Origin of the sequence: Paenibacillus chungangensis (assembly GCF_042675905.1) — a bacterium.
GTDB lineage: Bacteria > Bacillota > Bacilli > Paenibacillales > Paenibacillaceae > Pristimantibacillus > Pristimantibacillus chungangensis.
This window is the reverse complement of the sequence record NZ_JBHTJZ010000005.1, coordinates 406,209-419,092: the sequence shown is the minus strand read 5'-3', so window position 1 is coordinate 419,092 and position 12,884 is coordinate 406,209. Positions and strand designations below refer to the sequence as shown.

At 51.7% G+C, this 12,884-nt stretch carries 8 protein-coding genes and 1 other annotated feature; of the genes, 2 read left to right on the top strand and 6 right to left on the bottom strand.

What is annotated here, in order from left to right:
• Positions 1-148: 148 nt before the first annotated feature.
• The 4 genes from ACFQ2I_RS04300 to ACFQ2I_RS04285 form a co-directional block, all read right to left on the bottom strand.
• Entirely contained in the window at positions 149-2,752 is a 2,604-nt protein-coding gene (locus ACFQ2I_RS04300; protein WP_377562403.1) for a ComEC/Rec2 family competence protein, read from the bottom strand.
• Between the two features lie 494 nt (positions 2,753-3,246).
• A complete protein-coding gene (locus tag ACFQ2I_RS04295) occupies positions 3,247-3,774 on the bottom strand; it encodes a deoxycytidylate deaminase (protein ID WP_377562402.1) in 528 nt (175 codons plus the stop codon).
• A 94-nt stretch (positions 3,775-3,868) separates the two neighbouring features.
• A complete protein-coding gene (locus tag ACFQ2I_RS04290; RefSeq protein WP_377562401.1) occupies positions 3,869-5,161 on the bottom strand; it encodes a homocysteine synthase in 1,293 nt (430 codons plus the stop codon).
• A gap of 70 nt (positions 5,162-5,231) precedes the next feature.
• Positions 5,232-5,747: a ComEA family DNA-binding protein gene (locus ACFQ2I_RS04285; RefSeq protein ID WP_377562400.1), complete on the bottom strand. Its 516-nt coding sequence runs from the start codon at positions 5,745-5,747 to the stop codon at positions 5,232-5,234.
• 118 nt (positions 5,748-5,865) lie between these two features.
• Here ACFQ2I_RS04285 and comER point away from each other — a divergent pair, with 118 nt between their 5' ends.
• Positions 5,866-6,705, top strand: coding sequence for a late competence protein ComER (comER, locus tag ACFQ2I_RS04280; protein WP_377562398.1), 840 nt, complete (start codon positions 5,866-5,868; stop codon positions 6,703-6,705).
• Positions 6,706-6,749: 44 nt separating this feature from the next.
• Here comER and leuS read toward each other — a convergent pair whose 3' ends face one another.
• Together leuS and ACFQ2I_RS04270 are read right to left on the bottom strand one after the other, a co-directional pair.
• Entirely contained in the window at positions 6,750-9,188 is a 2,439-nt protein-coding gene (leuS, locus tag ACFQ2I_RS04275; RefSeq protein ID WP_377562397.1) for a leucine--tRNA ligase, read from the bottom strand.
• A gap of 60 nt (positions 9,189-9,248) precedes the next feature.
• Positions 9,249-9,487 (bottom strand) — a binding site (T-box leader).
• A 476-nt stretch (positions 9,488-9,963) separates the two neighbouring features.
• Positions 9,964-11,205, bottom strand: a complete 1,242-nt coding sequence (locus ACFQ2I_RS04270; RefSeq protein ID WP_377562396.1) for a CynX/NimT family MFS transporter — start codon at positions 11,203-11,205, stop codon at positions 9,964-9,966.
• Positions 11,206-11,393: 188 nt separating this feature from the next.
• Between ACFQ2I_RS04270 and ACFQ2I_RS04265 the strand changes: the two genes are divergently transcribed.
• Positions 11,394-12,848, top strand: a complete 1,455-nt coding sequence (locus tag ACFQ2I_RS04265) for a DEAD/DEAH box helicase (RefSeq protein WP_377562394.1) — start codon at positions 11,394-11,396, stop codon at positions 12,846-12,848.
• Positions 12,849-12,884 lie beyond the last annotated feature (36 nt).

Genomic DNA, 12,884 nt, shown 5'->3' with positions numbered 1-12,884 from the left:
TAAGACGAACCGGTTGCGCAAAATGTTGCAATCATTTATAGAAATAACGGATTTATAGGAATAAGTACGGAAAATCGATAAAAATAAGTGAGTTTAAACAAACATCCACATTACAGCATACCAAATTATTGGTGAACCGTATAGAGAATTAGGGTCGCCGATTGACCAAAATACCTTCATGTGTGACAGCAAAAGAGACTTCTCCCCCGTCATCCGTCCGCCACAACTCTGCGCCAGACGCACTCACGCGATCCAACACATGAGGATGGGGGTGCCCGTACGTATTATAAGCGCCTACGGAGACAACGACGGCATTCGGCCGCCAATAGGCAAGCCACTCTTCGCTAGTAGAATACCGGCTGCCATGATGCGCAAGCTTCAATACATCAATGCCGACGCCGCCCGGTTCATTCTCTTTGCCTCGCGATAACTCTATGGCTTTACGCATCACGACTCCTTCGGTTGCAGCGTTAATATCGCCGGCAAAAAGAAACGTCCTGCTGTAAAGCGTGACGGCGACAATCAGGCTTGCTTCGTTCTGGTCCTGCACAAGCGGAATCGTATCATTCAGCTCTCGTCCTTCTCCTAACACAAGAAGCTCAGTATAAGCATCCAACTGCAGAGTATCGCCAAGCGTAGGGGCATGCAACGGAATGTGCCTGTCCAGCAGCATTTGCAGCAGCTCCATGGCGTCGGAAGCTTGCTTAACCGTTCCATTCCACCATACCCGCTTGATCGGTATGACGTCTGCTACCGCCCTCAACCCGCCAATATGATCGCTATCGAGATGAGAGATGACGAGCAGGTCAATCTCCTTTACGCCACGCTTCATTAATAACGGCACAACGACTTTGGCTCCGACCTCGAACGGGTCTCTGCGTTCCCTCCATTCCTCGCCGGACTTGCGGAACGAGATTGTCCCTCCGCCGTCGATAAGGATATGCTTTCCTGAAGGTGTTCGTATGAGTGCAGCATCGCCTTGACCGACATCCAGGAAGCTTACTGTAGCCCGCGTATCCAGCTTGTCCGGCATATAGGCATAGCCTAGTAATATGATGGTAGCCGTCATTCCCATAGCGAATCGATACGTACTGGCACGGCGCACCGACCCGCCCTCCCATGCGGAAGCATGCAAGCGTCCCGTGTCTAACGGGACAGTCTGCTCCTCAGCCAGCTGCAGTGCCGCAGCTTGTGAATGCCGTGCATGGCGCCAGCTGGTCATTAGACGAAAGCCTGTTCCCGCTAAGAGCAGCCACGCAGCAATCCACCAGACAGGCGGAGAGCTCCAAATGATGAGCAGCCCGGATTGCTCCGACAACCGCTCTACGATCCAATATGTGCATGCATTGACAAGCCGGCACAGCTGCGCGATCCAGCCAGCTCCCGTCTCCCATATTGGCATGACGAGCATGGAGGCTGTTCCTAGCGGGAGCACGATCATGCTGACGATCGGTACGACGACTACATTCGCAGGCAAGGACAGCAGATGGAATTGATTGAAATAATAAATCGTTAACGGGAAGGACACAAGCTGGGCGACGATGGAGACGGACAGCAGATCGAATAACGGTCCGCCGCGGCGCCAAGCCGGCATCATTCCTCTTACCGCAGGCACACCCGCTATTAATCCCAACGTAACGATGAATGACAACTGGAAGCTGACGCTGTCCAAGTAATAGGGATCCAACAGAAGAAGTCCGACAGCTGCGGCGGCCAGCAGATGGAGCCCATCCTTCAGCTTGCCCATCCGCGCTGCAGCGAGCCCCAGCATCGCCATCACCCCTGCGCGCATGACAGAGGGCGCAGCGCCCGCCAGTAAGACATAGAAGGGCACAGCGGCCATCAGCACCGTTAATATTCGCTCCCGGCGAAGACGAAGCAGCTTCAGCATGCCGCCCAGCACATACATGAACACGCCGACGTGCAGACCGGATATGGCCAGAATATGCGTCAGTCCCAGCTGAGCATATTGCTGGAAGCGGCCGGGATCGATGTCCTCGCGCAGACCGAGCAGCAGCCCCTTCATGTACCCCGCCTGCGGCCCGGGGTACAGCTCCTCCACGCGCGCGCCGAGCCATGCGCGCGCAGCGTCTACGCGGCCAAGCAGCGCGGCCGTGGCGGCCGTGCTCGCTGCCGGACGTGCCGTGACGGCGGCGGCGCCCTTCGCCTGCAGCAGCCAGTGGATGCGCTGGCTGCGAAGATAGCGGCGGTAGTGAAACCCGCCGCTATTGCTTGCCGTGGCCGGCCGCGCCAGCTCGCCGGTCACGGCAATGCGGTCGCCGCGCTGCCAGGCCGCGGCGATCGCCTGCTCCGGCTGCGCAGCGAGCCGGAGCTGTACCAGCAGCCGCTCGGCGCCCCCCGCGAGCGGCTCATGGCCCCCCACATGGACGGCATCCGCCTCCATGTGGAAGGTGACGCGGTCGCCATCGACGTCGACCGCGCTCACGATCGTGCCGAGAGCTTCCGCAGGATACTTCGCTCTCGGCCCCTCTCTCTCTGCCGTCGCTTGCAATGCCGGCAGCGAAGTGACATTGGCGGCATCCGCCCACATTCGCTGCCCCGCCGCCAGCATCAGGGCAAGCAGGCAGACGGCTGCTAGCCGCCAACTTACCCTCTTGCCCGCTATAGCCGCGATGGCCAGCAGCGTTGCCGCCGCTGCTATGAGCAGCACGCCGCGAAGCGGCAATGCGGCAGCCGCCGTACTGCCGCTTACCCAGCATGCGGCAAACGATACAATCGGTCTCTTGTTCATACTCACGCCCCCCTGAGATCTACTCTCCATTACACTGCTAACATAAGAAAACGCCTGACGGCGTCCTTTTACTGCTCTCTTCAAGCTCGCATACTCCCTTTTGGAGTCTTCACTCTTACCCTTTTTCGACTCTCCAACCACTCTTACGGCTGCCATCGAGCTTATTACGTCTCCAATTCCACTTTTCCTGCTGTAACGGTTTGCCTTGGAGCCTATTTCACGCAGTAACATACGATATCGCACTTTCTACGCTCCATAAGCTCCAGGGCATTCGTTAGCCAGCATAATAGCCCATTATGAGCCAAATAAGCACTGTGGCAACCGTCCATCGCCTGCAGCTCACCGTCCGCCTACTTTTCCCCCTCCAACCGAGGCTACATCTCTTGCAACCAGACAACTAGCTACATTCCGTGCTCCAACCCCAAAATTATATAAATTCTATTACCAAAAAAAGACCTCCAGCCGCATCTCGCGATGCTGCTGGAGGTCCTTCCTCACTGCGTAACTTCCATTCCCGCCTGAGGAGGCGGTTCATAATGATTCAATTGGCGAAAAACGATGCCTTTCCCTGCCATCAGATTATGGACCTTGTCGCTATCCTTCGGATAGCTGCGATGATAGACAATCTCAACGATGCCGCTGTTCGCCAGCATATTAGCGCAAGTCCAGCAGGGCTGATCGGTCACATACACCGTGGACCCTTCGCGATCAGCCCGATCCGTGAACAGCAACAGATTCTGCTCCGCATGAATGGTGCGGATGCAGCGCTGCTTCTTCACCATCTGCTCCTTGCCGTCGATCAGTTGCACTTCATACTGTTCCGCAATCATGCAGCCGGCTTCCTCGCAATCCTGTACGCCCATTGGAGCACCGTTGTATGCCGTGCCAAGCAGCTTCTTCCCCTGCACGAGTACGGTACCAACATGCCTTCGTGGACATCTGGAGCGTGTCGATACCATATAAGCAATGTCCATAAAATACGTATCCCAATCTTTTCGGAGGGCATCATTTCCCGTTGCCATTCCTGCTTCTTCCTTTCTCTTGCTGTTGCTGTTGCTGATGCTATTGCTATTGCTATTGCTATTGTTTCAATCTTACCCTAACTCCAATTTGTACTCAAGATTGCTGGCTGGCTGCTATCGCCGCTTCCAGATCGGCAATAATGTCGTCAATGCCTTCCGTACCGATGGACAATCGAATCATGCCAGGCGATACTCCTGCAGCAATCTGCTCTGCTTCGGACAGCTGCTGATGCGTCGTGCTGGCAGGATGAATAATAAGCGACTTGGAATCGCCGACATTGGCAAGATGAGAGAACAACTGGACACTGTGAATCAGCTTCTTGCCTGCCTCAAGTCCGCCCTTAATGCCGAATGTCATAATGGCTCCCGCTCCGTTCGGCAGATACTTCTGCGCCAGATCATAGGAAGCGTGGCTTGGCAAGCCCGGATAGCTTACCCACTCTACCGCATCATGGCCTTCCAAAAACTCGGCGACAGCTTGCGCATTGGAGCTATGCCGTTCCATACGCAGATGTAGCGTCTCCAGCCCTTGCAGCAGCATGAACGAGTTGAACGGAGACAAAGCGGCCCCCATGTCTCTGAGCAGTTGAACACGAGCCTTGATTATGTAAGCGATAGGTCCCACTGCATCCGTATAAACAACGCCATTGTAGCTTGGATCCGGCTCGGTCAAGCCGGAGAACTTGCCGCTGGCCTTCCAGTCGAACTTGCCGCTATCCACGATAATGCCTCCGATGGAAGTGCCGTGTCCGCCGATGAACTTGGTGGCGGAGTGAACAACAATGTCGGCGCCATGTTCAATGGGACGGCAAAGGTAAGGACTCGGGAACGTATTGTCGACAATGAATGGGATGCCGTGCTCATGCGCGATCGACGCTACGGCTTCCAAGTCAATCACATCGCCTTTGGGGTTGCCGATGGTTTCCGCGTATACCGCTTTTGTCTTTTCCGTGATGGCAGCGCGGAAGTTAGCCGGATCGGATGGATCGACGAATTTCACATGAATGCCCAGCTTAGGCAATGTAGTGGAGAACAGGTTGTACGTTCCGCCATACAGACTTGTGGCCGAGACGATCTCGTCTCCTGCACCTGCGATATTGAGTATAGAGTATGTAATGGCAGCTTGACCGGAGGCGACGGCAAGGGCGCCAGCACCGCCTTCCAATTCAGCCACACGCTTCTCGAAGACATCTGTTGTCGGATTCATGATACGCGTATAAATATTGCCGAATTCCGACAACCCGAACAAATTTGCCGCATGATCGGTATCTTTAAAGCCATAAGACGTAGTTTGGTAGATGGGGACTGCACGAGACATCGTAGTAGGATCAATCTCCTGTCCTGCGTGCACGGATAATGTTTCCAACGAGTATTTTCTCTCTGACATCTTCTTACTCCTCCTAAAATTGACAATTAGCTCTCCCTATAGTTGGACGCTTGTTTTCATTCTCTCATATTCACGGTAATGCGACAACGCTTTCTTTCACTCCAGCGTATAATCTCTCGCCAATCCCCTTCACTCTCATCAAGTCTTCTGTGGATTGGAACGGTCCGTTAAGTTCTCTATCGTCAACAATCGCTCTCGCTTTGGTTGGTCCGATTCCCTTCAGCTCTTGCAGCTCTAGCACGGAAGCCTTATTGATATTCAGCAGGCCACTCTGAACCTGCCCCGCTTCCTCGACATCCCTCGGCTTGTCAGTGATCTGTTCGCTTCGTTTAACTGACTCGTCCCGCAGTTCGCTCGCATCCCTCCCTCCATTTTGTGTCGCACCACCTTCCTTTCCTTCAATATTCCCAGATTCCTGCTGCTGCAATTGCTTCAGCGCATCGGCAACCGCATCGTTCAGAGGAATCCACTCCTCAGCAGTTGGCTTGCGTTCCATGTAAGCAGCCGCTATAAGAAGGATCGCTCCCGTCACGCACGCCGCAATAAGGAGTTTGGCGCTTGATCCGCTTTTTTCGGCTCGGCTCATTTTTTCATACCTCCTTGTTCGATCATCTTCATCAGTGGTTTTAGACATATGGAACAAGTCTTGCAGAATAGGATAAAAAAGCACTACAAATGGAATTGCCGATATAGGAGGGCTTAGCATGAATGTTGGTTTTATTGGAACGGGCAGCATGGGTAGCTTATTAATAGAAGCCTTTATTTCTTCGGATGCGCTCTCACCTTCCGAGATAACAATCAGCAACCGAACGATCGCCAAGGCAGAGGCATTAGCCGACCGCTATCCCGGCATGAACGTAGCCTACAGCAATGCTGAAGCCGCTTTGAACATGGATTATATATTTCTGTGCATCAAACCGCATGAGTTCAAGCAGGTCGTGCAGGATATTCAAAGCAGCGTTCATTCCGACAGTATCGTCGTATCCATTACGAGTCCCGTGCTCCTGTCGCATCTGGAAAGAGAGCTGAATTGCAAAGTCGCAAAAATCATCCCCAGCATAACGAATATGGTTCGAAGCGGAGCTACGCTGTGCATGTATGGCGACAGCATGACCGAACAAGACAAGTCAGACCTTGAACAACTGTTTTCTTTCATTAGCGAGCCTATCCGCATTGAGGAAAGCTACACGCGTATCGTATCCGACCTTTCAAGCTGCGGTCCTGCTTTCTTCGCTTTTCTGCTTCAGCAATTCGTGGACGCTGCAGTCGAAGAGACGGGCATACCGCGCGATGGCGCGCTGCAAGTGGCAATCAACATGCTGCATGGTACAGGTCTCCTGTTAACGGAAGGAGGCATGACACTCGAGCAAATCCAGCAGAGAGTTGCGGTTCCAGGAGGAATAACGGCCAAAGCGCTTTATATGTTGCGCCAAGAGACGGAAGGCATCTTTAATCATCTCATTCGGACGACGCATACCAAGTATAAGGATGACTTAGTGAAAGTTTCCAATGCTTTTTGCGGCGAAGAGGTGAACGGACAATAGCTGTTCTTCAGCTAAAGCCGCCCACCTCTTCGGGTTGCTTTTATTTAGTTTGCAACGATATTTACCAGCTTGCCTTTCACGACGATGACTTTACGCACCGTTTTTCCGTTTATCAAATCCTGAACTTTGTCCAGCTCTTTAACCATCGCTTCCGTATCCGCTTCATTCATATCAGCAGGAATAGATGTGCGCTCAACAATCTTTCCATTCACTTGCACGACGATTTCAACTTGTTGATCGATTGTCCAGGCTTCATCGTAAGCAGGCCATTGCGCATAGGTGATGCTTTCATTGTGTCCAAGCTTTTCCCACAGTTCTTCAGCGATGTGCGGAGCAATCGGGGAAAGCATCTGCACGAAGTTCTCCATAGCTTGCTGCGGAAGCTTCTCGGCTTTATAAGCATCATTCACGAAAATCATCAATTGGCTGATGACCGTGTTAAACCGAAGATGATCGTAATCGTCCGTAATCTTCTTAATGGAACGATGCCATGTACGCATGAATGTTTCACTTGCTTCTTCGCCGCCGATCCGCTCGTTCAGGCTGCCATCCTCATTCACGAACAATCGCCATACACGAGCCAAGAATCGGTATGATCCTTCTACCCCGTTCTCATTCCAAGGTTTCGTCGCCTCCAGCGGCCCCATGAACATTTCATACATACGAAGCGTATCTGCGCCGAATTCATTCACAATATCATCGGGATTAATGACATTGCCGCGGGATTTGGACATTTTCTCATTGTTCGTGCCCAGAATCATGCCTTGGTTCACCAGCTTGTGGAACGGCTCCTTCGTATTGACGACACCGATATCGTATAGAACTTTATGCCAGAATCTCGCGTACAACAGATGCAATACAGCATGCTCGGCGCCTCCGATATACAGGTCTACCGGCAGCCATTCCTCCTGCTTCTCCGGCGAGCATATTTCCTTATCGTTCTTGGGATCAATGAAACGCAAGTAATACCAGCAGCTGCCGGCCCACTGAGGCATGGTGTTCGTCTCTCGACGTGCCTTCATTCCTGTCTCAGGATCGATCGTGTTCACCCAATCCGTCACATTCGCAAGCGGCGATTCCCCTGTTCCAGATGGTTTAATCGCATCGACATCAGGAAGAATAAGCGGCAGTTGATCTTCAGGCACCGTCTTCATCGAGCCGTCTTCAAGATGCAACACCGGAATCGGCTCGCCCCAGTAACGCTGCCGGCTGAACAACCAATCGCGCAGGCGATAAGTGATTTTCGATTTGCCTTTGTCCGTCTCCTCCAGGTGCTGAATCATGCGAGCGATCGCTTCTTCATTGTTCAACCCGTTCAGGAATTCTGAATTGATATGAACACCGTCTCCCGTATAAGCTTCCTTATCAATATCTCCACCCTGCACAACTTCAATGATAGGCAGGTCGAATTGCTTGGCGAATTCCCAGTCTCGCGTATCATGTCCCGGAACGGACATAATCGCGCCTGTACCGTAACCAGCTAATACATAGTCTGCGATCCATATCGGCGTTCGGGCTCCGCTCACAGGGTTAATGGCATATGCCCCTGTGAATACACCTGTCTTGTCCTTCGCTAGATCAGTACGCTCCAGATCGCTCTTGCGCGCAGCCGCTTCCTGATAGGCTTCCACAGCAGCCCTCTGCTCAGCCGTTGTAATGCTTGCTACCAGCTCATGCTCGGGAGCCAGTACACAGTAGGTGGCACCGAACAGCGTATCCGGACGTGTCGTGAATACGACTAGCGAAGCATCATGACCGTCGATCGGGAACGTCACTTCAGCACCTGTGGATTTCCCGATCCAGTTGCGCTGCATATCCTTGATGCTCTCGGACCAATCCAGTTCCTCCAGATCCTCCAGCAGTCTTTCCGCATACTCCGTAATCTTCAGCATCCATTGCCGCATCGGCTTGCGGATGACAGGGTGTCCGCCACGCTCGCTCTTGCCGTCAATAACCTCTTCATTGGCCAGCACTGTACCCAGCGCAGGACACCAATTGACGGGAACTTCAGCGACATATGCCAGCCCGCGCTTGTATAGCTGGATGAATATCCACTGCGTCCACTTGTAGTAATCAGGATCCGTCGTGCTGAATTCGCGATCCCAATCATAAGAGAAGCCCAGCGATTTGATTTGTCTTCTGAAATTATCGATGTTCTTGAATGTGATGTCGCGCGGATGCTGACCGGTATCCAGTGCATGCTGCTCTGCGGGCAATCCGAACGCATCCCAGCCCATTGGATGCAGAACGTTATAACCTTTCATTCGCTTATAGCGCGATAGGATATCTGTAGCCGTATAGCCTTCCGGATGACCGACATGCAATCCGGCTCCGGATGGATACGGGAACATATCAAGCGCATAGAACTTTGGCTTGCCGGACTCCTCCGACGTTTTGAAGGATTTGTTCTCATCCCAATAGGTTTGCCACTTTGGTTCAATCGCTAAAGGATTGTAACCATGACGCTGACTCTCTTGACCCATACTTCCAACCTCCTCATTGTGCATACAAAACAAAAAACCTCCCGTCCCCAGCGGTTCAACGCTAGGGACGAGAGGTTATTCTCCCGTGGTACCACCCTAGTTAGCATGGGGCATGCTTTGCCCTATGCTCACTTCAAGCCTATATCGCAGGCCATGCGACGCGCTTGCCCCGTCTTGAGAAGACGGCTTCACACGCTGCTCCGAGGCGAGCTTCCCCGTCATCAAGGTCCGGCTTCCACCATCCGCCGGCTCTCTAAAGCCTTGAACATACGCGTACTATTCCTCATCAATGCATATTCTATAAAAAAACAATTACTATCGATTATATAAGCTAACAATTGAAAGTGTCAAGTTTTGACGCCGCTTCCTCCCATTATGAACACTCTGATAATAAGGAGCAGTAGGATAGTATGCACGGCCCCTCCCATCCAGGTCCATTCAGAAAACAGAAGTACAAGCCAAATACTGGCCGGGATAAGCTGAACGATAAACATAAGCAGCAGAAATAAAATCAATAAACCATCGTTGGACTTTAGATTCATTTTACTACGAAGCCATAAAGTAAGCATAAGCAATGCGCCAATTCCGGAACAATTCCAGCCCCAGACCTTGACGACAGAACGCTCGGAGCCAGCTTCCGGCCCAAGAAAGTCAAAGTTAAACAACCAATCATTCCAATAAAGTAATCCTGTTAGGATGGATAATACGCTGATTATGATTATTAGCCTTTGCTTGCTTTTACGAATACGCGCACTCTCCCTTCAATTCTCGAATCTTATATTTTTTTGTCCGCGCCAGCCCAAAGGCCAACGATCCCGTAAGCGATCGACACGATTATGATGACGATTAGCGGCCATGTCCAGCTGCCCGTCCGGTCATGCAAATAACCGAACAAAAAAGGTCCCGTTGCCGCAAGCAAATAACCGACGGATTGCGCCATTCCAGATAGCTTGGCGGAAATCTCGCTCGTACTTGCCCGTAATGCAAAGAACATAACGGCAAGTCCAAATCCGCCGCCGACTCCCAATCCAAGCAATATCATCACTGGAATGACGAACCCCGCACTTCCTACTAACAAACCAACATAGCCTGCTACAAACATCGCTGCCATCAGCAGCGCAAGTCCCCGCTGGCTCTTCTGTTTTCCTGCCACTATCGGCACAATGAATGTCGATCCCATGCTGATGACCTGCATAAGGGACAGCATCCAGCCCGCACTGGTATGGCTAAGCCCTTTGTCCGCCAGAATCGTCGGTATCCATGTGACATTGACATAAAAGCAAAAGGATTGCAGTGCCAGAAATAGAGATACCATCCAAGCCAGTGTCGATCCCCATACACGCCCTCTTCCGTTGCTTCGTGATCCTGCAATAGATATTGTATCCACGGTTCGGCGTCTGGAACTCTTCGTCAACTGCACCCATACGATAGTTGCCGCAAGAGCGATAACTGCGCATGAAGCAAGCGTTCCTGCCCAGCTAATGCCAAATCCGACCGTCAAAGGATAGCTAAAACCCGAACCGACTGCGGCTCCTAAATTCATGGCAACTGTATATATCCCCGTCATCAAGCCAATGCGTTCCGGAAAATCCCGCTTCACAAGACTGGGTAAAAGTACATTCGCAAAAGCAATTCCCGCTCCGATCAATACTGTACCAATAAATAATGCTGCCGATCCTGCTAATGAGCGAACAATGATGGCCAGTGTCAATAAGATCGTAGCAAATAACAGCGTCCGTTCCAAACCGTATTTCGCAGCGGCGGTCGGTGCGAAAGGAGAAAACAAGCCAAATGCAAGCAGAGGCAAAGTCGTTAGCAACCCCATCGCTGCACCAGAAAGACCCAAGTCATTCTGTATTTGCTCCACAATGGGCCCCACTATAGTAATTGGCGCACGCAACACAATGGACAGTAAAATGATGCCGCCAACCAAAAGCCAAACTCCCTTTAAATCAATATCTCGAGACTGATAATCAACAGGTGTGTTCGATATGTCGGACTGATCTCTGCTGCTCATATTTGTCAATAATCCACCTTCCGATTCATGTAAAAAAACGACCTCGCGTATGTTCATCACTTCGTATCCCTATTGTTATCGAAGGATGCCGGCTATAAGCATATCATATGGAACTTGAAGATGCACTCCTCGTCCTTAACTGTTATACTAAGCTTCATAAGATGAGATGAAATGAGGAATTCGATAATATGTCAACTGCGTTCAGCGCTCTAGGTATCCAGCCTGAGCTTACGGAAATACTGATACAACAAGGAATAAGCGCACCCACTCCCGTTCAGAAAGAAACCATTCCCCTCTTGCTTAAAAACCAGGACGTCATTGCCCAAGCTCAGACCGGCACCGGAAAAACACTCGCTTTCGCACTACCTATGCTCCAACATATAAATGTGAACAAAGATCAAGTACAAGGGCTCATTTTAACGCCCACTCGCGAACTGGCCCTGCAAATTACAACAGAGTTGAAAAAGCTCGCTCCCGCGTACAGCGTGCGGGTGCTGGCTGCATACGGCGGTCAGGATGTGGAAGCTCAAATTCGCAAGCTTAAGCATACTCCTCACATCGTCGTCGCTACACCAGGTAGACTGATCGATCATCTTACCCGTGGTACGGTTAATCTCGGCAAGCTGTCTATGCTCGTGCTAGATGAAGCGGACCAAATGCTTCACATGGGATTTCTTCCTGAAGTGGAAAGCATAATAGCCAGTACGCCTCGCGCACGGCAAACGATGCTGTTCTCGGCCACCATGCCTGGAGCGATTCGAAAGCTTGCCGGCGAATATATGAACAATCCCGCCGATGTGCAAATCAAAAGTACAAATGTTACGCTCGATAATATTAAACAAATGATTGTAGAGACGACTGATCGCGGCAAGCAACGCGCGCTTGTCGAGCTGCTTCAATTACATCAGCCTTACCTTGCGGTTATTTTCTGCAGAACTAAAATCCGGGCGAAAAAGCTCAATGAAGCTTTACAAGAGCAAGGATTTCAAAGTGATGAGTTGCATGGCGATTTAACGCAAGCCAAGCGTGAGCAGGTTATGAAGCGATTCCGTGAAGCCAAGCTTCAAATGTTAGTGGCAACAGATGTCGCAGCTCGGGGCCTAGATGTGGAAGGCGTCACGCATGTATACAATTATGACGTGCCGCAGGATGCGGAGATCTATATACACAGAATAGGAAGAACGGGGCGCGCAGGACAACAGGGCGTAGCAGTCACGCTAGCAACACCGTACGACAGCTCCAAGCTTGCTTCCATCGAGAAAGGCATTAAATCCGGCATCGATCGTAAAACGATCGACCGGGACGGGACCTTGCTTACGGGCGGCAAATCCAATAACGCTTCTGCTCTTCCCTCTTCAGAACAATCTTCTAAACGGGCGCGCGGCAAAGGCGGAAGAAGCGGGGGCGCGCAAGCCGCTCGATCAGAAAGCAACAATACGAACCGCCTGAAGAACAATCGAACTAGCCAAAACCCTTGGGAATCATCCGATCGGCCAACCGGAGATCGCTCTCGGAGCAAATCCGGCGGTAGATCTGGCGGCCGTTCCAACACCTCCGAAGGACGCTCCGGAGGGCGCTCCGGAGGACGTTCCGGAGGAAGAGCAATCGGAAGAAGCGGGAAAGGAAGCGGCAGAAGGCCGTAACCGACTCTTATAATCATCGTAACGAGGACTTTGCTG

What these genes read in the sequence shown, in the direction of transcription:
- ACFQ2I_RS04300 (WP_377562403.1), bottom strand. Translation starts at nt 2,752, where the DNA reads ATGAACAAGAGACCGATTGTATCGTTTGCCGCATGCTGGGTAAGCGGC.
- ACFQ2I_RS04295 (WP_377562402.1), bottom strand. Translation starts at nt 3,774, where the DNA reads ATGGCAACGGGAAATGATGCCCTCCGAAAAGATTGGGATACGTATTTT.
- ACFQ2I_RS04290 (WP_377562401.1), bottom strand. Translation starts at nt 5,161, where the DNA reads ATGTCAGAGAGAAAATACTCGTTGGAAACATTATCCGTGCACGCAGGA.
- ACFQ2I_RS04285 (WP_377562400.1), bottom strand. Translation starts at nt 5,747, where the DNA reads ATGAGCCGAGCCGAAAAAAGCGGATCAAGCGCCAAACTCCTTATTGCG.
- comER (WP_377562398.1), top strand. Translation starts at nt 5,866, where the DNA reads ATGAATGTTGGTTTTATTGGAACGGGCAGCATGGGTAGCTTATTAATA.
- leuS (WP_377562397.1), bottom strand. Translation starts at nt 9,188, where the DNA reads ATGGGTCAAGAGAGTCAGCGTCATGGTTACAATCCTTTAGCGATTGAA.
- ACFQ2I_RS04270 (WP_377562396.1), bottom strand. Translation starts at nt 11,205, where the DNA reads ATGAGCAGCAGAGATCAGTCCGACATATCGAACACACCTGTTGATTAT.
- ACFQ2I_RS04265 (WP_377562394.1), top strand. Translation starts at nt 11,394, where the DNA reads ATGTCAACTGCGTTCAGCGCTCTAGGTATCCAGCCTGAGCTTACGGAA.